This is a genomic window from Ruegeria sp. AI3 (assembly GCF_056541245.1).
In genome coordinates this window covers 33,402-51,672 of the sequence record NZ_JBQFYA010000016.1, presented here as the reverse complement: position 1 = coordinate 51,672, position 18,271 = coordinate 33,402, and the positions used below count along the sequence as shown (strand labels likewise).

17 protein-coding genes and 1 tRNA gene are annotated in these 18,271 nt (G+C 58.0%); 6 read left to right on the top strand and 12 right to left on the bottom strand.

Going from position 1 to position 18,271, the window contains the following annotated elements; translation table 11 throughout:
- Window positions 1-100: 100 nt before the first annotated feature.
- The 4 genes from iolC (at window position 101) to ACRZ95_RS20240 (ending at window position 3,585) form a co-directional block, all read left to right on the top strand.
- Window positions 101-1,081 (top strand): 5-dehydro-2-deoxygluconokinase, encoded by a 981-nt coding sequence (gene iolC / locus ACRZ95_RS20255; protein WP_170678908.1) that lies wholly within the window; start codon window positions 101-103, stop codon window positions 1,079-1,081.
- A 9-nt stretch (window positions 1,082-1,090) separates the two neighbouring features.
- The gene (locus tag ACRZ95_RS20250) at window positions 1,091-1,927 is read left to right on the top strand and encodes a 5-deoxy-glucuronate isomerase (protein WP_170378767.1); all 837 of its coding nucleotides are present in this window, start codon (window positions 1,091-1,093) and stop codon (window positions 1,925-1,927) included.
- Entirely contained in the window at window positions 1,924-2,763 is an 840-nt protein-coding gene (locus tag ACRZ95_RS20245) for a class II fructose-bisphosphate aldolase (protein ID WP_170678906.1), read from the top strand. Before ACRZ95_RS20250 ends, ACRZ95_RS20245 begins: the two co-directional genes overlap by 4 nt.
- Window positions 2,764-3,018: 255 nt before the next feature.
- Window positions 3,019-3,585 (top strand): hypothetical protein, encoded by a 567-nt coding sequence (locus ACRZ95_RS20240; RefSeq protein ID WP_170678904.1) that lies wholly within the window; start codon window positions 3,019-3,021, stop codon window positions 3,583-3,585.
- Window positions 3,586-3,780: 195 nt separating this feature from the next.
- Here ACRZ95_RS20240 and ACRZ95_RS20235 read toward each other — a convergent pair whose 3' ends face one another.
- The 9 genes from ACRZ95_RS20235 to iolG all read right to left on the bottom strand — a co-directional run bounded on the left by ACRZ95_RS20235 (window position 3,781) and on the right by iolG (window position 13,544).
- Window positions 3,781-4,539 carry an SDR family oxidoreductase gene (locus ACRZ95_RS20235; RefSeq protein WP_170678902.1) on the bottom strand — a complete coding sequence of 253 codons (759 nt, stop codon included), beginning with the start codon at window positions 4,537-4,539 and terminating at the stop codon, window positions 3,781-3,783.
- Window positions 4,536-5,342, bottom strand: a complete 807-nt coding sequence (gene iolB / locus ACRZ95_RS20230; RefSeq protein ID WP_170528367.1) for a 5-deoxy-glucuronate isomerase — start codon at window positions 5,340-5,342, stop codon at window positions 4,536-4,538. The genes ACRZ95_RS20235 and iolB overlap by 4 nt, the downstream gene beginning before the upstream one ends.
- Window positions 5,343-5,389: 47 nt before the next feature.
- Window positions 5,390-6,571, bottom strand: a complete 1,182-nt coding sequence (locus tag ACRZ95_RS20225) for a phytanoyl-CoA dioxygenase family protein (RefSeq protein WP_170678900.1) — start codon at window positions 6,569-6,571, stop codon at window positions 5,390-5,392.
- Between the two features lie 48 nt (window positions 6,572-6,619).
- Entirely contained in the window at window positions 6,620-7,519 is a 900-nt protein-coding gene (gene iolE, locus ACRZ95_RS20220; protein WP_170678898.1) for a myo-inosose-2 dehydratase, read from the bottom strand.
- Window positions 7,516-9,348: a 3D-(3,5/4)-trihydroxycyclohexane-1,2-dione acylhydrolase (decyclizing) gene (gene iolD / locus ACRZ95_RS20215; protein ID WP_170678896.1), complete on the bottom strand. Its 1,833-nt coding sequence runs from the start codon at window positions 9,346-9,348 to the stop codon at window positions 7,516-7,518. The genes iolE and iolD overlap by 4 nt, the downstream gene beginning before the upstream one ends.
- Window positions 9,349-9,437: 89 nt before the next feature.
- Complete coding sequence (locus tag ACRZ95_RS20210; protein ID WP_170678894.1) at window positions 9,438-10,256, bottom strand: ATP-binding cassette domain-containing protein; 819 nt, start codon at window positions 10,254-10,256, stop codon at window positions 9,438-9,440.
- A gap of 1 nt (window position 10,257) precedes the next feature.
- Window positions 10,258-11,382 carry an ABC transporter permease gene (locus ACRZ95_RS20205; protein ID WP_170556568.1) on the bottom strand — a complete coding sequence of 375 codons (1,125 nt, stop codon included), beginning with the start codon at window positions 11,380-11,382 and terminating at the stop codon, window positions 10,258-10,260.
- Window positions 11,383-11,466: 84 nt separating this feature from the next.
- Entirely contained in the window at window positions 11,467-12,408 is a 942-nt protein-coding gene (locus ACRZ95_RS20200; RefSeq protein WP_170378787.1) for a sugar ABC transporter substrate-binding protein, read from the bottom strand.
- 122 nt (window positions 12,409-12,530) lie between these two features.
- Complete coding sequence (iolG, locus tag ACRZ95_RS20195; RefSeq protein ID WP_170678892.1) at window positions 12,531-13,544, bottom strand: inositol 2-dehydrogenase; 1,014 nt, start codon at window positions 13,542-13,544, stop codon at window positions 12,531-12,533.
- 256 nt (window positions 13,545-13,800) lie between these two features.
- On the opposite strand from iolG, the gene ACRZ95_RS20190 reads away from it, so the two are divergent.
- Complete coding sequence (locus ACRZ95_RS20190; protein ID WP_170678890.1) at window positions 13,801-14,865, top strand: Hint domain-containing protein; 1,065 nt, start codon at window positions 13,801-13,803, stop codon at window positions 14,863-14,865.
- A gap of 178 nt (window positions 14,866-15,043) precedes the next feature.
- Here the strand turns inward: ACRZ95_RS20190 and ACRZ95_RS20185 are convergent.
- The 3 genes from ACRZ95_RS20185 to ACRZ95_RS20175 all read right to left on the bottom strand — a co-directional run bounded on the left by ACRZ95_RS20185 (window position 15,044) and on the right by ACRZ95_RS20175 (window position 15,930).
- A tRNA-Arg gene (locus ACRZ95_RS20185) sits at window positions 15,044-15,120 on the bottom strand.
- A 21-nt stretch (window positions 15,121-15,141) separates the two neighbouring features.
- Window positions 15,142-15,618: a GNAT family N-acetyltransferase gene (locus tag ACRZ95_RS20180; RefSeq protein ID WP_170678888.1), complete on the bottom strand. Its 477-nt coding sequence runs from the start codon at window positions 15,616-15,618 to the stop codon at window positions 15,142-15,144.
- Window positions 15,619-15,930, bottom strand: a complete 312-nt coding sequence (locus ACRZ95_RS20175; RefSeq protein ID WP_170378795.1) for an ETC complex I subunit — start codon at window positions 15,928-15,930, stop codon at window positions 15,619-15,621.
- 153 nt (window positions 15,931-16,083) lie between these two features.
- Here ACRZ95_RS20175 and uvrB point away from each other — a divergent pair, with 153 nt between their 5' ends.
- A complete protein-coding gene (gene uvrB, locus ACRZ95_RS20170) occupies window positions 16,084-18,270 on the top strand; it encodes an excinuclease ABC subunit UvrB (protein WP_170678886.1) in 2,187 nt (728 codons plus the stop codon).
- Window position 18,271: the final 1 nt, after the last annotated feature.

Sequence of the window (18,271 nt, the reverse complement as noted above, 5' to 3'; positions counted from 1 at the left end):
GAACATACTATTTGCAACCGGTTGCAAAATCAGTATCGTGTGAATCGATTCAACGCAAGGTCCAAACTTTGCCGACGACGCTACGCCGGAGGAACATCACGTGAGCGCTTTGATCGAGGGCATCAAAGGAAATCGGTTTGCGGTTTTCGGTCGTGCCGGAATGGATATGTTTGCCGATCCAATCGGTGTCAAAAGCGAGGATGCCGACACTTTCCATGCCGATCTCGGCGGGTCCTCGGCCAATATTTGCGCGGGTCTGGTCAAGCTCGGCAGTCAGGCATCATTGGTTACCTCGGTCTCGGACGATGCAGTTGGTCGATTCTGTCTGAACCGCCTGCGGCACTACGGTGTCGACACCTCTTACATCCGCATTGTCGGCGGTGAATTCCGCATATCCCTAGCGATCTATGAAAGCCGGATCGAGAATTTTCAGAACGTCATCTACCGCAACGGGGCGGTCGATTTCCAAGTCACCGAAGAGGACATGGACCGGATCGATTATGCGGCATTTTCAGCCGTGATATCCGCCGGAACTGTCTTTGCAGCGGAACCATCACGCAGTGCCACGTTTCGGGCTTTTGACAATGCCCGCGCCGCAGGGTTGCCAATAATTTTCGATATCGACTATCGCCCTTATAGCTGGCCATCGCCCGAAGTGGCGGCCGATGTCCTGTCCCGGGCCGGAGAGGCCAGTGACCTGATTGTCGGCAATGACGAGGAATTCGGCTTCATGGCCGGCGGTATCGAAAAAGGGTTCGCAAAGGCCAAGGAATTGGCCGAAAAGCCAGGCCGCATCGTTATCTACAAGATGGGTGAAAAAGGTGCCGTCACGATGATGGACAGTCAGGAGATTCACACGGGCATCTACCCGATTACCGCAGTCAAACCCAACGGAGCAGGTGACAGCTTTATGGCAGGCTTGCTGGCCTCTGTCGCCGCTGGCTATTCGTTGGAAGAAGCCGTCATGCGCGGTTCGGCCTGTGCATCCATCGTGGTTTCGAAACCCGGATGCGCCCCCGCCATGCCCACAACGCCCGAGCTGGATGCGTTTCTGGCCGACCACCCCGGCCCGACCACATAGGAGGCCCCCATGCACATCGCGCCCCATGACAACCAAAACAAAGCCATCGTCGATGTCGACGACCCGCTGGTTCCGCTGAACTATTTCAACATCGTCAAACTCAAGCGCGGTGAGGCGTTCGAATACCAGGTGCCGGGCTATGAGACCTGCATCGCCCCCGCCACCGGCTCGGTGGATGTAGACGTCGAAGGCGTGCAATTCGCCAAACTGGGCAACCGTGGCGAGGACGTTTGGGATGGTGAGCCAGAGGGCGTCTATGTCCCGGTTGGCGCCAAAACGCAGCTGGTCTGCGTGTCGGACGCGGCCGAGGTTTTCATCGCCGGGGCCAAGTATGACAAGGTTCTGGACCCGTTCGATGTACGCGAGCATGACCTCGTGCAGTACGGCAGCGACGACACCAAAACGCATCGCAAGATCAAACATATCCTGGGCCAGAAACAACAGGACAAGGTCGGCCGCCTATTGGTGAGTGAGCTGTTCACCGTCGGCCAAGGCGGCTGGTCGGGCTTTCCCAGCCACAAACACGACACCAACCGCCTGCCGGATGAGACGCGCCACGACGAGACCTATAACTTCCGCTTCAAACCCAACTGGGGCTCGGGCCTTCAGATGTTGCAGCGCGAAGACAATGAACCGGGCGATGCCTATCACATCGTCGATGGCTCAACCGTTTGTATCGACAAGGGCTATCATCCCTGCTGCGTATTACCGGGATATGAGATGTACTATTTCACCATCCTCGGCGGACTGACGCAGCGCTCATTGGTGCAGTATTTCCAACCCACCCATGCCTATCAGGTCGAGACGATTCCGGGCATCAAAGACATGATCGCGAAGTTTAAATGACCCTTGTCACCCTGAAAGACGTCCTGCAGCCGGCTTATGAACATGGCTATGCCGTAGGCGGTTTGGTAACCCTCGGCTGGGAGGATATGCGCGCCTATGTAGCCGCTGCCGAGGCCGAAAACGCACCGGTCATCCTGCAAGCCGGTCCCAGCTGTCGCGAACACACGCCCCTGCCCATCCTTGGTAAAATGTTCCGCCATCTGGCCGAGGGAGCCTCGGTCCCCGTGGTCGCGCATCTGGACCATGGTTACACGTATGAAGACTGTAAGATCGCGTTGGACAGCGGTTTTACGTCGCTGATGTTCGACGGGTCGCGCAAACCGTTGCAGCAGAATATCGACGAGACCTCCGCCATTGCCGAAATGGCCCATGCGGCCGGGATTTCCTGTGAAGGTGAGATCGGGTTTGTCGGCTATTCCGGCGGCGAAGGATCGAACGGAACTGACCCCGAGGAGGCCGCGCAATTCGCCCGTGACACCGGCGTGGATGCGATGGCGATCTCGGTTGGGAATGTCCACCTGCAGCAGAACAAAGAAGGCGGTCTTGACGAAGACCGGATCGCTCGGATCGACGCGCTGACCGAGGTGCCGCTGGTGATCCACGGAGGCTCGGGCGTGCCAGTCGAGCAGCGCACGCGCTTGGCCCAAGGCACCTCGATCTGCAAATTCAACATCGGGACCGAGCTGCGTATGGCCTTCGGTAACGCCCTACGCGACGCTGTGAATAGCGACCCGGAGCGGTTCGACCGCGTGAGCATCCTGAAAGAGACACACGACCCGGTCGAGGCTGCCGCCCGCACCGTGATCCGGGCCTTCGGCGCGCCACCTCAGAAATAGTTAGATCGAGATGTGAATGGCTACTTAGTTTAACCCTGCGCCTAGATGAATTGCCTTTCTCAGGCAGTGTTTGTGTAACTGGGATAAAGCGGTCCTTCGGCCAGCGAGCGGCGAAAGAGGAAAAAGAGCCCTTAGTACCGAATGCTGCATAACACTAAATGTCCGCTGTATGCTCTGGAGGTGCAACGAGTGGGCCAATTTGGACTCGAAGGCACCTCTGGACTTGCAGTGTACGTGGAGAAGCGGAACAGCGCTATGGCTCAGAACAATAGACGCATCGTACCTCAACCCAAGAAACTCGTATGTACCCCCCAGAACTACCGAACAACTGGAGGTCTGAAGTTCTGGTATGAACACGAAAGCAGGCGGATTGCTACTTCAAACTTTAACGTATCGTTGAATTTTGTCAGAACCGGCGGAATGGAAGCGGTAATGTATTTGTTTTTAAAACTGGACGGTCTGAGTATTCAGATCGGTCAAAAGGGAGGCAGACCGTTCCCTCCCAGCGTTTATCAGGGGCCTAAGCGAGAAACGACTTGGGAAATAGGCTCTCTTGGTATGCCACTCTATTTCGATACATTGGCACAAACGCATACCTCACGCCACGTCCACAACCCATCCCACCGCTTTGAGCCTGTTGCTCTTGACGAACATTTTATCTCAATCGAGCAGCAAGAGGACGCGATAGCTTTTCTGAAAGAAGCTCTCGCAAAATACTCTGGGGAATGGATCGGTGCATGCCGAGGAGAGGAACAACACGCAAAGGTATACTTACGCCCAGAGTTGGAAGAACAGCTAGCGGCTGGGCAGTTCTTGAAATGAACTACTCGTCGGCAAAGCTGTCATTGGCGCAACTGTAGCGAAAGCTCAATTTGTCCCGCAACTCGTCCCTCGATGGAATCGTTTTGGATGGCAGGTTTCGAAACCATCTGTCTAAAAGTATAAACCGGTGCTTCATTGAGATATCCGGCGACGGGACAACAATTGCTTGGCCCATGCCGAATGATCAAACTAAGTCTAGATCGAGCCGCCTTCGACCATGAAATTCCCGGCGCTGCACATGGCGGCGTCGTCTGAGGCCAGAAACACCACCATCCGCGCCACATAGACCGGGTCGATCGGGTCCGGCAGGCATTGGCGGTCAACTTGTTTTGCCAGCGCCTCGGGCGTGACCCACAGGTCTTTCTGGCGCTGGGTCATGATCCAACCGGGGACAACAGTGTTTACGCGGATACGGTGATCCCCCAGCTCGCGCGCCATGGTTCGGGTGAGGCCATGAACCGCAGATTTGGCGGTGGCATAGGCGGGGAAACCTGCGCCGGCCTCCCACCAGGAATTCGACCCCAGATTGACTATGGAGCCTGCGCCCCGTTCGATCATTGCGGGGGCAACCGCCTGAATGGCAAAGAACATATGGCGGATATTGGTCGCCATGCGTTCATCCCAATAGTCCGCAGTAACCTCGCGCCAGTCATGTCGGTCATCTTGTGCCGCGTTGTTGACCAGAACATGCGCTGCGCCCAGTTCCTCGGTCAGTTGCTCCAGCGCATCGCGCAGCGCATCGATATCGCGCAGATCGCATTGGGCGAAGGCATGCTCGCCTTCCAACTCCGCCAGCAACTCATGGCCGGCATCCGCGTTGAGGTCCAGAAAACCCACCTTGGCCCCCTGTTCAGCAAAGGCCCGAACCGTTTCCGCCCCAATCCCCCCAGCCCCGCCGGTGATGAAAACGGTCTTGCCGTTCAGGCTGGGATAGGTGGCAAATTCTGGGGTCATCCGTCACGCTCCATGATCCATTCGACCTCGGGGGCCGCAACAAATCGCCATTTCCGCAATGGTCCGGCCATGACGTTCAGATAATACATCTCAAACCCATAGGGTGCTCCGCAAGGGTGGTGTCCGCGCGGAACGGTCACAACATCGCCATCCGAGACTGCCATCGTTTCATCCAACTGACCGTCATCTGTGTAGACGCGCTGAATTCCGAACCCGTTCGCCGGGTTTAGGCGGTGGTAGTAGGTTTCCTCAAGATAGGTGATACGCGGGAAGTCATCCTCATCATGGCGGTGACTGGGGTATGAGGACCAATGGCCGTTTGGGGTGAACACCTCGGTAACCAACAGGCTGTCGGCGTAGTCTTCATTCTCCATCGCGATATTGTTGATATGGCGTGTGTTCACGCCCTTGCCACGCTGGGTCAGAGTAATGCCATCCGGTCCAATCCGCCGGGCCTGATGCCCGCCCTTTCCGGGGGCCGAGCAGACAGCGATGACGCAATCAGTTTCGGCCACGGCCTCCCATTCGGTGCCGTTGGGCAGATAGAGGCAATGAGGTGGTGATTTCTCAAACACATTCATCCGGTCGCCCAGAACGCCCCAATCCTGCCCGGCGCCGGAGATCTGCGCCTTGCCTTCGACCATGACCAGAATGACCTCACGATCTCCAGTGACCTCGGCCGCCTTGTCGCCCGCGCGCAGGTGGTAGAGGCCGAATCCGACATAGCGCCACCCGGCGCTGGCCGGAGTTATGTCGTGGACCTTGCCACGGGTGCCGAATGGTTTCTTGAGCAAATCTGCCATGTTGGTCTCCGGTAATGGGCGGCCCTTCAGACCGCCCGGTTCTTATTTCAGGCGGATTGCCGCGTGGTCAGCGCCGAAAGCGCGTTCGATAGCTGCGCCTCAGACCACCCCTCGGCCACAGCGCGGCGCAGGATATCCGCCTGACTGTCCGGCGCATTCCCCCCGACCGGAGGATCCGTGTCGAGATTGGTTGGGAAGGGATACCCTTCGGCAGTTGCGGCAATCGCGGCCTCTAGCTGAGTAGCAGTCAGGTCACCTCTCTGTTTCAAGGTGATGAGCGACGGAAGCACCGCCTCGGACATCGCGCGGCGATCCACAGCCTCCATCGCCCGACCAAAACCCGAGGACACCTGAAGCAGGTTTGCCATGCGATCAATGTCCGCGCTGCGGTTTTCGCCCGCTGCATGGAACAGCGCAGGGTTGAAGAACACGGCATCCCCTTTTTGCAAAGGCAACTGCACGTAGTTCTCTTCGAAATGCGCGCGGTGATCCGTGTCGTGGAAGGCAAGATATCCGGGCGCATAAAGCTGCGAGAACGGCAGCAGCTTGGTTGGGCCGGACTCCACCGGCATATCGCAATGCGCCACAGCGCCCTGCAATGTCAGAGCTGCCGTTAGAAAATGCGCATGCGCGGGGTATCGCGCAGCGCTGTCTGCCGTTTGAAAGCCAAGGTGATAGTCACGGTGCGCTTGCTGTGCCTGCCCGCCGGGGCGCACCTGGTTGATCTGCGCCGTGACCTGATAGTTCGGGCCAAGCCAAGCCTCACACGCGGCGGCAATCGAGGTGTTTCCGAAATAGAGCGCAAAGCCCTCGGGATCGCGCAGGCACTGTTTCTGCAACGCGTTCCAGATCCGGTCATTGGCCCCAGAGGCCGCAAAGTGGTCGCCCTCACCCCCGCCGCCCTGACGTTCGTCTTCGATGATCTGGCGGAACACTTCTGTGGCCCGGTCGATCACACTTGTATCCGGATACGCCTGTTTCAGGGCGATGACGCCTGCAGATTTGGCAAGAACCCAAGCCCATTCGGACAGCAAGGCCTGCCGCTTGTCTGCTTGCTCTAGTAGCGGACGCAAAGCCTGCATGTCATAGACGGGCACATTGTTTTCCACAGACGCAGCAAACGACACCGCGTCCGCCGAAAGGGCCTGTGAGGTCAACACCTTGAATTCATCCAGATCACAGGATTCCCGGTCAAAATAGCCGACATATCCGAGTTCTTGATTTACCATGACTTTCTCCTTTCTCATGGCTTCGGTGTTGCCCCTTGGGGCGGTGTGCTAAGCGGTGATCTCCAATCCTGCCTTGCCGCAGACATCAACGATGTGGTCGTAGCCTTTTTTGGAGTACTCATAGGGCGGCGCTTTGGCCGGGTCCTGTTCTGCCTCAACGACGATCCAGCCGTCATAATCCATCGCTTTCAGCGCATTTGCGACCGCCTGAAAATCAATGTAGCCGTCACTTGGCACCGTGAACGCGCCTGCGATCACGGCGTCCAGGAAACTGCGGTTGTTTTCCCGCACGTCCTGCACGATGGCGGGGCGGATATCCTTGAAATGCACGTGATGCACGCGGTCGCCCCAGCGGTTCAGGGTCGCCATCACGTCACCGCCGCCAAACAGCAGGTGGCCGGTGTCAAAGCACAGTTTCAGCTCGCGGCCTGAGCCCTCCATCAGCCAGTTCACGTCATCCTCGCTTTCGATGATCGTGCCCATGTGGTGGTGATAGGCCATCGGCATGCCCTGATCACCCATCCATTTTGCCAACTCGGTCAGCTTGGCCGCGTAGGAGAGCACCTCATCCTTCGACAGTTTCGGGCGGTCATTGACCGGCGTCCCGATCTGGCCCTGAACGGTGTTGGAGCATTCGGCGTAAACGATACACGGGCTGTTCAACGCCACGAATTGCGCGACCTGTTCCTGCACGGCGTCTCGTTCCGCCGCGAAGTCGTTGATCAGCGAGGCACCGGAACACCAGCCGCCACAAAGCGCGATATCGTTGCCCTCAAGGTAGGCGCGCAGCCCCTCGGTATCGCTGGGCATCCGCTGGCCCCGTTCGACGCCGGTGTAACCAATCTGACGCGACTCCTGCAGCGCTTGTTCCATTGTGTATGCAGCGGTCAGGTCCGGCAGATCGTCATTCTGCCACGCGATCGGAGAGATCCCGATTTTCACGCTCATTTCGTGTTTCTTTCCTTGATGGCAACCTCATAGGCCGCGCGTTTTTCGTTCACTTCGGGGCGGGTGCTGACCTCGGGCACCGCGACTTCCCACCATGTGCCGCCATATTCGGTCGAGGGGTAAGGATCGGTGTCGATGACCACCACGTAAGGGCCTGAGATGTCACCGCGTTTGGCCAGCGCGTCCTCAAGCTCGGCAATCGAGCTGACCTTGACTGAGGTCGCCCCCATCGCCGCCGCATGTGCCGCGAAATCGATGTTCGAGGCGGTTTCGTGGACGGTGTGATCCAACAGGTTGTTAAACTCGGCCCCGCCAGTGCCCATTTGCAGGCGGTTGATACAACCAAAGCCCCGGTTGTCGGTAATTACGACGGTGAAGGAGACGCCCATCATCGCAGCCGTCGCCATTTCCGAGTTCGCCATCATGTAGGTGCCGTCACCGGTAAAGCAGATCACGTCGCGATCCGGCTGGGCCATCTTGATGCCCATCGCACCCGCGATCTCATAGCCCATGCAACTGAACCCGTATTCCATGTGATAAGCCCCGGGCCGTGGCGCTTTCCACAGCTTGTGCAGCTCGCCCGGCATTGTGCCAGCGGCGCACATCACCACCGTGTCGTCATGCGAGGCACGCTGTACCGCGCCGACCACCTGCATATCGGTGGGAAGCGCGTTCCCGTCCCCCGGTGCGTCGGTCAGCGCGTCGACCTTGCCAAACCAATCCGCTTTGAGAGTGTCCGCCACAGGATCAGCATTGTAGCCCTGCAACGCCGCGCCCAGCTCCTGCAAGCCAACGCGCGCGTCGGATTGCAACGGCATCGCGCCGTGTTTCTCGGCATCATAGGCGGCTGTGTTGAGGCAGATCATCTCGCGCGCGGAGTTCGAGAACAGGCCCCAAGAGCCGGTCGTGAAATCCTGAAGGCGCGTGCCAACGGCCAGCACCAGATCGGCCTCGGCGCAGATGTCATTGGCGGGTTCGCCGCCGGTCACACCGATTGGGCCGAGGTTCAGGGGATGATCCCAGGCCAAAGCGGATTTGCCGGCCTGCGTCTCGGTGATTGGGATATTGTGTGTCTCAGCAAAGCTCTGCAGGGCGTCGGTTGCATCCGAGTAGTGCACCCCACCGCCCGCAACGATAACCGGACGTTTGGCTGCGGAAATCGCGGCGACGGCGCGCGCCAGTTCGCCTTCGTCTGGGCGAATACGGCGTTGGAACCACACGCGCGGTTCAAAGAAGCTTTCGGGGTAATCATAGGCCTCGGCCTGCACGTCCTGACAGAAGGCCAAAGTGACTGGCCCGCAATCCGCCTGATCCGTCATCGTGCGGAAAGCACGCGGCAGAGCGGTCAGCAGATGTTCGGGGCGCGAGATACGGTCATAGTAGCGGCTAACCGGGCGGAAACAGTCATTGGCACTGATAGTGCCATCGCCAAAACTCTCGATCTGTTGCAACACCGGGTCCGGCCCGCGCGAGGCGAAGACGTCGCCCGGCAGCAGAAGAACCGGCAGGCGGTTCACATGGGCCAGCGCAGCAGCGGTGACCATATTGGTCGCGCCCGGCCCGATGGACGAGGTCACCGCCATCGCCCGTGTGCGCCGCATCTGTTTGGCATATGCAATCGCGCAATGCGCCATCGTCTGTTCATTGTGGCCGCGATAGGTGGGCAGCGTGTCTTTGACACCATGCAGCGCCTCACCCAGCCCGGCCACGTTTCCGTGGCCGAAAATGGCCCAGACACCTGCGATAAAAGGCTCTCCAGCCTCATTCATCTGCGCGCCCAGATAGCGCACCAAAGCTTGCGCTGCGGTCAGTCGGACGGTCTTGCCCATTGTGATCCCTTTCAACACAAGGCCATTTTGGCCAATTCTGCGATTTCGTTGGATGTCGAACCGAATGGTCCCGTTTTGGGGGAACGGCGTTAAACCGTTCCGCCCAGTGACCCTTCCAATTGGGCCAATTCCTGCCCTCCTGCCATCAGGTCCTGTAATTCTTCAGGTGTGATCTCACCGCGTCTTGCGGTGCCCAGCGTTTTGCCACGGTTCAGTACGGTAAAGCGGTCGCCGACGGCCAGCGCGTGGCGCACGTTGTGGCTGATGAAAACCACTCCGACGCCTTGGCTGCGCACCTTGTCGATAGTCGCCAGCACGTTCGAAGTTTGCCGCACCCCAAGGGCCGAGGTTGGCTCGTCCAAAATCAGGATCTTGGCACCGAAATGAACGGCGCGCGCAATCGCAACCGTCTGGCGTTCCCCTCCAGACAGGGTGCCCACAGCCTGATCCGGGCCACGCAGGTTGATGCCCATCTTGCGCATCTCTTCCATAGTGATTTCGTCAGCCAGCTTCTTATCGAAGAAGCTGATTCCCGCCACTTTGCGCGTAGGTTCGTTACCCATAAAGAAATTGCGGCTGACACTCATCAGCGGGATCATGGCCAAATGCTGATGCACTGTTGCGATCCCCGCTGAAATAGCATCGCGCGGGTCTTCAAAATGCATCGGCTTGTCTTCGAAGAAAATCTCGCCCGAAGTTGGTTTGTGAACGCCCGACATCGTCTTAATGAAGGTCGACTTGCCTGCACCATTGTCGCCGAGAAGACAGTGGCATTCCCCCGGTTTAAGATCAAAGCTGACGCCTGCCAGCGCAATCACCGAGCCGAAGTGTTTCTGGATGTCGACCATACGAATGATCGGCTTGCTATCCTGCACGTCCCCATGGTGGAACTTGGTATCGTCAGTCATCTCAGTGTTCTCCTGTGATGATGCGGCGGATATAGGTGTTCAGGATTACGGCACCCAACAGGATGATCCCCAAGAAGACCCTAAACAATGAGCTTTCTACGCCGGCAAAGAACAGCCCCTGCTGTACCACGCCAAAAATCAAAGCGCCCAAAGCAGCCCCCAGAACCGAGCCATATCCGCCGGTCAGCAGCGCGCCGCCAATTACAACCGCAATAATCGCTTCAAACTCCTTAAGCAAACCACGGTCCGCGCCAGCCGAGCCGAACTCCATAACCTGACAAGTTGCGAAGACCGTGGCGCAGAAGGCGGTGAACATGAACATCAGTATTTTGACTTTGTTCACTGGCACGCCTGAATTTCGCGCTGCCTCGGCGTCGCCACCCGCTGCGAAAATCCAGTTACCAAACTTGGTTTTGGTAAGCAGCACGTGACCAAAAACAATGATACCAATGGCCCAGACAATCAGCATGGGAATACCGTCAACAACAGGCTGACCTGCGCGCGTTCCACGCTCGAACGTTTCGATCAAGCCGTTTTCGCCAAGCCAAGTGAAGAACCCTTGTCCGACTTTGCCACCGAAGATCGATGCCAGCCAGTCACCTTCCGCGACGTCTTTGATTCCGCCAATGATCGTCTTCCGCTCAATGGTTTGCGGCAGATAAATGGTGAAGCCGCGCAGGATAAACAGAAAGGCCAAAGTCACGATAAAGCTGGGCAGGCCAGTTCGCACCACGATAAAACCGTTCAAGGCCCCAATCGACACACAGAGCGCAAACGTCACAATGATAGCCATCCACACGGGCCAACTGAGTGTGACTGAGAAGATCGCGATCATCATCCCGGCAAAGCCGATCATCGAACCAACCGATAAGTCAAATTCGCCTGCGATCATGAGCAGGCACGCCCCTACGGCAATGATCATGAACTGCGCCGAAACGATCGACCAGTTCAGCACACCCTGACTGGTGAACATGCCACTATCGAATGCAAACAACAGAAAAAACGTGAATACGGCGACGGTGCCGACAATTCCACCCAGCTCAGGGCGGATCAGAGCACGGCGCAGCGGCGATATCTCTTTGATCCGTTCATCTTCAACTGTCGTGGATTGAGCTGACTCAGTCATTGTGGTCCTCCCCTCGCGGGTGATCCAGAAAAATTGGAAGTAGGTCTGAGCGGGCGCCTTAGCACGCCCGCTCAGCTAGGAAGATCAGCGGTATTCACCTGCGAATTCTTCGATTTTCTCCAGACCGTCAGCAGTCACGAAACCGGGGCCAGAGTTGATGTTGTTGCCTGGCAGAACGCCGTAACGGTGGTAGTTAGTCAGAACAACAACCGGCAGGTAGGCCTGCAGGAACGGCTGCTGGTCGATTCCCCACTGAATGGTACCGTCCTTGATGGCTTTGACAATCTCGCCACCCAGATCAAACGTGCCGAAATAAATGTCACCGGCCATGCCGTTCTCTTGAAGAGCCAAGATGGTTGGATCGGCAGAGGTCGGGCCAAGCGTCAAAACAGCGTCCGTCTCTGGGTTAGCCGACAGGTAGGCCAGAACGCGGTTCTTAATCTCCGCAGGGTCCTGTCCCGCGTCGATCATCTGCTCACCAAGCTCAATACCCAGGCCGTCCGCGAAGCCCTGGCAACGCTCTTGGCTGGATGGCTGGACGATGTAGTGGTTCACACAAAGGAAAGAGCCAATGCCGTCACCTTTCGCCCGAAGACCAGCCGCATAGCCAGCGTCATATTCTGGTTGCCCGACATACATCAGGGCGCCAACTTCGCGTGCCTTGTCGGGTGTCCCAGTGTTCATAATGATCACGTCGATCCCGGAATCTACAGCAGCTTTGATCGGGCCTTCGAGAATATCCGGGTCAGCCAACGTGGTGATGATACCGTTGGGACCGGAGGCCGCAGCCTGATCGATGATGCGCGCCATATCCGCAAGGTCACCAGTAGGCGGGTTGCGATATTCCACCTCGACACCCATCTGCTCACCAGCCAAAGCGATACCGTTCTTGATCGTGTTCCACCAGCTGTCACTGTCAGGGGCATGGCTGACCAGGATGTACTTTTCGCCTTCAGCCGCGGCACCGCTTGCGGCCGCCACCGCGACAGCACTGGCCATCAGTACTCGTTTCACAAACTTGTTCATTTGGTTTCCTCCCATAAAACCGTCTGTTTTCGTCCTAGGCTATCAGCCCCATTTATTCGGTTGGGCCGAATCTGTATTGCCCGGGTCTGTATCCGAGCTGTTTTCAGTTTGAAGAAATTCAATCATTTTGCAACCGGTTTCAAAACTTCAGCCAGATGAACCGGCCTACCGGACTGCGCCGACAGCGTTGCCGCCTCGGCCATTGCGAGGGCGGCAACCCCATCCTCCAGCGAGACGGGAACCTGCGCGCCCGAGGCCGCTGCCTCCAAAAAAGCGGCCCACTCGGCCTGATAGGCTGGCATGTAGCGTTCCAGAAAGAAATAGGTGGGTTTGGCCCCGACGACGCCGGCGGAGGTCGATTTGACAACCGTGTTTTCCAGCATGTTCTGCGCCTGCAAAAGACCTTCGGAACCCAGCAGCTCGACCCGCTGATCATAGCCATAGGCCGCCCGGCGTGAATTCTTGATGGCCGCGATACGACCATCCGCGTAAGTCATTGTGACAATGGCGGTATCCACGTCTCCGGCCGCGCCGATTTCTGGGTCGACGATCGACGAGCCAACAGCGGAAATCGTCGTCGGGACCTCTCCCATCAGGAAATTCGCCATGTCGAAATCGTGGATCATCATGTCCCGGAACAGGCCACCCGAAACCTTGACATAGCTCACCGGCGGAGGGGCCGGGTCAAACGAGGTGATGGACAACAGTTCAGCCTTGCCGATCTCGCCTGCATCCACAGCCGCTTTCAATGCCGAAAAGCTGGGATCAAACCGACGGTTGAAGCCGATCATCACGGGCTGACCATGCGCTGCGACCGACTGCTGGCAGGAAATGGCCCGCTGAAGGTCCAGATCGACTGGTTTTTCGCACAAAACAGCTTTACCCGCCGCTGTTGCGGCTTCAATCAGGTCCGAATGCGTGTCGGTCGGCGTCGCGATCAGCACCGCGTCAATTTCAGGATCAGCTATGATCTGGTCCGAGGTTCGAACCTCGGCACCGTGCTCATGGGCCAGATCGTCGGCCGCCTGAGCCATGGCATCCGAGACCGCAAATAGCACACTGCCTGGATGGGCTGATATCGCCCGCGCATGCACCCGCCCGATCCGTCCGGCGCCCAGCAATCCAACCTTCAACATCCAAACCCTCGAATCCTGTTCTGTGGCGCAACAATGGATTTTTTTGCAACCGGTTGCAACAGTTTTATCATCGGTCCTCCGATCAAGGTCTGCGGGCGATGCAGTCGGCACCTCAACAACAATTGAATACGCGAAGCCTAAATAAGCCTGACGCTCAAGATGACGTGAATTGGTCGGGGTCGAGAACCACCCTAGGGTGCGCCGCAAATGGTCTGTTCAGGCCGCTCAAAGCAACAGCAATCATGACGGGTACTAGATGGTTCTGCGTAGTTTCTTTTCGGTCGACAGCGAAAACATGATGGTAACGTCTAGCCCCAGCGCGGGGATTGTAGGCACGCCAATCCGCAACAACTCAGACACGCCGAACGGTACTGTTTTCCAATATACGGCGGGCGGCGGAACTACGGTCACTGTAGATGACACCTCGGGCACTCCGGATGTGTTCGAAGATGATCAGGCCTTTGGTCACACAGTCACCGATGGCGGCGGTATCGTGGCTAATGGTACCCCCGTGGAATCCGAATCCTTCATCGATATTCGGCAGCTTGACGAAAACGGTCTGGAAACGGGACCTGTCATCCGGCTGTATGTCTTTTCGCAAAACGGCGTGACTTCGGATGTCTGGGGTTTTGCGGCCTCAGAGCGGCTGATAGATGGGGCGTCCTACGTCAAGGTTGCGGGATCAAATACGGGGTCTTCGCTGTATTCGGACTATGTGGCTTGCTTTGCTGAGGACACATTGATCGAAACAGCCGACGGTTCGGTTCCCGTGCAGCAGATCCACGTCGGTCAAAAGGTCTGGACACGGGACAACGGCCTGCAGCCAGTTCTGTGGATCGGGAGCACATCCGTTCCGGCAACCGGGCGCTTTGCCCCTGTGGTCTTTGCCCCCAACACGCTGGGCAACCCAAGCGAACTTGTCGTCTCGCAGCAGCACCGGATGATGATCGACACCAGCGTAGCCGAGCTTCTGTTTGGCGCGCCCCACGCATTGGTGGCAGCCAAGTTCCTATGCGGCATGGAGGGTGTATCGATTCGCGAAGGCGGGCATGTCAGCTATTGGCATATTATGTTCGATCAGCATCAGATCATCAGATCTGAAGGCGTCCTTAGCGAGAGTTTTTTTGTGACCCCGACTTCGATCGGAGCGCTGGATCGCCCGCAGCGCGCTGAAATACTGTCACTTTTCCCCGAGCTGCGGGTAAAATCCGACGCTTTTGGGCCGACGGCTGCACCCATTCTGAAACCACATGAAGCGGCTGTTCTCAGGTCCCATCTATCCCGTTTGAACACCACAGGATCCCGCGTAGCGGCGCAGTAACTACGGGAATCCCCCAATTTCGCGCGCTGCGCGCATTTGTTAACTATTGGTTATTGATTTACCTACCACTCAGTAACCCTCTTAAGAAGGGTTGGCGCGACCCCCTCAGCCAACCCTTCTGGCCCTTCCCCGCCAAAGTGAAGAACGGATCAGGCAAACCGTGCGTTTTTGAGTGTAATGGCGATCCCTGAAGGACTCGAACCCTCAACCTGCTGATTAGAAGTCAGCTGCTCTATCCAGTTGAGCTAAGGGACCGCTGCGCCCTTCTTGCTGGTTTTAAGGGCGGGGTTCAAGAGCCAAGCGCATGAAGGCGCTGTTTGGATCATCTTCATACCCGTAGATCGGGTCGCAATAAGAATAACCCAGTGCCTCGTAGAGCTTACGCGCAGCATCATAATCCGGCAGATGCGCGGCGCCCGTTTCAAGCACAAGCGCCTCTGTGCCCTCATTGGCCGCCAGATCGGCAAGGTATGCCATCATCACCCGCGCCAGACCGCGCCCGCGTGCGGCTTCGACAACGTGAACTGATTTCACTTCGGCAGTACCATCGGGCAGGGTCTTCAACGCGCCGCAGCCCAGGGCACGGCCCTCTTCGAAAAGACCCCAGAAGCGGATGTCGTCACCCGACAAGGCCTCGGGCCCCATGGTGTGATTGCTTTCCGCCGGACCCGCTTGTTCGCTATGGGAAAAATGCGCCTCAATCACAGGGCGCAAAGCACCCGACGTGGGGTCGGCCAGTCGAATTTCGATCATTTAGTGCGTCCAGGGGCTGCGACGGTCAGTTGCGAAATTCTCGCCATACCCGCGCGGACGCAGGTTAGGCTTGCGCTTGTGCGGCTCGCTGACCTGTACGTCGATACCATTGTCCTTGGCGTAATCCAGCGCCTCTTCCTTGGTATCGAATTTCAGGCGCACCTGGGTCTGAGTGTCATCGGATGAGGTCCAGCCCATCAGCGGATCAACTTCACGCGAAGACGCAGGCGCATATTCCAAAACCCACTTGCGGGTCTTGGCCATGCCCGAGGTCATCGCATTCCGCGAAGGCTGGTATATCCGTGCGCGCATCTCGCCTCTCCGTACTCATTTGGCTGGCTTTGTTTATGCGTCACAGCATCCATTCGGACAAGTCCGCAATTGTCGCAATTGCGTGCAATGGAAATGCCCCCTTGAACCGGAACAAAAACAGATCAAAATCAGGCGCGAAAGGAATCCCCCTCTATGGCCTATGCTCATTCCGACAAGACCCAGCTGACCTCAGAAGACGTCCGCGCGCGCCTCAAGCTTGAGGGCGGTAAGGCGTTTGTCATGCACACCGATTTTGCGCCCGCCGGGGACCAGCCTACGGCCATCAAAGAGCTGGCGGGCGGCGTTCTGGATGGCGAGCGCGATCAGGTTCTGCTGGGCGCGACCGGAACGGGCAAGACCTTCACCATGGCCAAAGTGATTGAGGAAACGCAGCGCCCCGCCATCATTCTTGCGCCCAACAAGACACTGGCCGCGCAGCTATATGGCGAGTTCAAGGGCTTCTTCCCTGAAAACTCAGTCGAGTATTTCGTGTCTTACTACGATTACTACCAGCCCGAGGCCTATGTGCCGCGCAGCGACACCTACATAGAAAAAGAATCCCAGATCAACGAACAGATCGACCGGATGCGCCACTCAGCCACCCGCGCGCTTTTGGAACGTGACGACGTGATCATCGTCGCCTCGGTCTCGTGCATCTACGGTATCGGCTCGGTTGAAACCTACGGGGCGATGACGCAGGATCTGAAGGTCGGCAATGAATATGATCAACGGCAGGTCATGGCCGATCTCGTAGCTCAGCAATACCGCCGCAACGATCAGGCGTTTCAGCGCGGGTCCTTCCGGGTGCGGGGTGACTCGCTGGAGATCTGGCCCGCCCACCTCGAGGACCGCGCCTGGAAGCTGTCGTTCTTCGGCGAGGAACTGGAACAGATCACAGAATTCGACCCGCTGACCGGCGAACGCGCCGCCACGATGGAACAGGTGCGGGTCTATGCGAACTCGCACTACGTGACACCGAAACCGACGATGCAGCAGGCGATCATCAGCATCAAAAAGGAACTCCGCATCCGGCTCGACCAATTGGTGGGCGAAGGCAAACTGCTGGAAGCGCAACGTCTGGAGCAGCGTACCAATTTCGATCTGGAAATGCTCGAGGCTACTGGTGTCTGCAACGGGATCGAGAACTATTCGCGCTACCTCACGGGTCGCGCGCCGGGTGAACCGCCCCCAACCCTGTTTGAATTCATCCCCGACAACGCCATTGTCTTTGCCGACGAATCCCATGTCTCGGTCCCGCAGATCGGCGGCATGTACCGGGGCGACTATCGGCGCAAATTCACACTGGCCGAACACGGGTTCCGCCTGCCGTCGTGCATGGACAACCGACCCCTCAAGTTCGAGGAATGGGACGCCATGCGCCCGCAATCCGTCTTCGTCTCGGCAACGCCTGCGAAATGGGAGATCGAACAGACCGGCGGCGTCTTCACCGAACAAGTGATCCGCCCCACGGGCCTTCTTGACCCTGAGGTCGAAATCCGCCCGGTGTCGATGCAGGTGGACGACCTGCTGGACGAGGTGCGCAAAGTCACCGCCAACGGTTTCCGCACGCTGGTCACCACGCTGACCAAACGCATGGCCGAGGACCTGACCGAATACCTACACGAACAGGGCATCAAGGTCCGCTACATGCATTCGGATATCGACACGCTGGAACGCATCGAAATCCTGCGCGACCTGCGGCTGGGGGCCTTTGACGTGCTGGTCGGCATCAACCTGCTGCGCGAAGGCCTCGACATTCCCGAATGCGGGCTGGTCGCCATTCTAGACGCCGACAAAGAGGGCTTCCTGCGCTCCGAGACCTCTCTGGTCCAGACCATCGGCCGCGCCGCGCGGAATGCCGATGGCCGCGTGATCATGTATGCCGACAAGATCACCGGCTCGATGGAGCGCGCCCTGAACGAGACCAACCGCCGCCGCTCCAAGCAGATCGCCTATAACGAGGAACACGGCATCACGCCCGAGACGGTGAAGAAGAATGTCGAGGACGTTCTCGCCGGTCTCTACGAAGGCGATGTCGACATGAACCGCGTCACCGCCACCATCGACAAGCCGATGCACGGCGCGAATTTGGAGGCCCATCTGGACGGGTTGCGCGAGAAGATGCGCAAAGCCGCCGAGAACCTGGAATTCGAAGAGGCCGCCAATATCCGGGATGAGATCAAACGTCTGGAAGCGGTCGACCTCGCCGTCGCCGACGACCCCATGGCGCGCCAATGGGCGGTCGAGAAAGCGTCCGAGGATGCAGTGAAATCACGCGGGCGGTCAACGGCTGGCAGGCCGGGACAACGGGGTGGGAATGTGAAGCGGAGGAAGCGCTAGT

Bases quoted from the DNA above. Each gene is read 5' to 3' on its own strand.
- ACRZ95_RS20250 (WP_170378767.1), top strand. From the start codon at position 1,091: ATGCACATCGCGCCCCATGACAACCAAAACAAAGCCATCGTCGATGTC.
- ACRZ95_RS20245 (WP_170678906.1), top strand. From the start codon at position 1,924: ATGACCCTTGTCACCCTGAAAGACGTCCTGCAGCCGGCTTATGAACAT.
- ACRZ95_RS20240 (WP_170678904.1), top strand. From the start codon at position 3,019: ATGGCTCAGAACAATAGACGCATCGTACCTCAACCCAAGAAACTCGTA.
- ACRZ95_RS20235 (WP_170678902.1), bottom strand. From the start codon at position 4,539: ATGACCCCAGAATTTGCCACCTATCCCAGCCTGAACGGCAAGACCGTT.
- iolB (WP_170528367.1), bottom strand. From the start codon at position 5,342: ATGGCAGATTTGCTCAAGAAACCATTCGGCACCCGTGGCAAGGTCCAC.
- ACRZ95_RS20225 (WP_170678900.1), bottom strand. From the start codon at position 6,571: ATGGTAAATCAAGAACTCGGATATGTCGGCTATTTTGACCGGGAATCC.
- iolE (WP_170678898.1), bottom strand. From the start codon at position 7,519: ATGAGCGTGAAAATCGGGATCTCTCCGATCGCGTGGCAGAATGACGAT.
- iolD (WP_170678896.1), bottom strand. From the start codon at position 9,348: ATGGGCAAGACCGTCCGACTGACCGCAGCGCAAGCTTTGGTGCGCTAT.
- ACRZ95_RS20210 (WP_170678894.1), bottom strand. From the start codon at position 10,256: ATGACTGACGATACCAAGTTCCACCATGGGGACGTGCAGGATAGCAAG.
- ACRZ95_RS20205 (WP_170556568.1), bottom strand. From the start codon at position 11,382: ATGACTGAGTCAGCTCAATCCACGACAGTTGAAGATGAACGGATCAAA.
- ACRZ95_RS20200 (WP_170378787.1), bottom strand. From the start codon at position 12,408: ATGAACAAGTTTGTGAAACGAGTACTGATGGCCAGTGCTGTCGCGGTG.
- iolG (WP_170678892.1), bottom strand. From the start codon at position 13,544: ATGTTGAAGGTTGGATTGCTGGGCGCCGGACGGATCGGGCGGGTGCAT.
- ACRZ95_RS20190 (WP_170678890.1), top strand. From the start codon at position 13,801: ATGGTTCTGCGTAGTTTCTTTTCGGTCGACAGCGAAAACATGATGGTA.
- ACRZ95_RS20180 (WP_170678888.1), bottom strand. From the start codon at position 15,618: ATGATCGAAATTCGACTGGCCGACCCCACGTCGGGTGCTTTGCGCCCT.
- ACRZ95_RS20175 (WP_170378795.1), bottom strand. From the start codon at position 15,930: ATGCGCGCACGGATATACCAGCCTTCGCGGAATGCGATGACCTCGGGC.
- uvrB (WP_170678886.1), top strand. From the start codon at position 16,084: ATGGCCTATGCTCATTCCGACAAGACCCAGCTGACCTCAGAAGACGTC.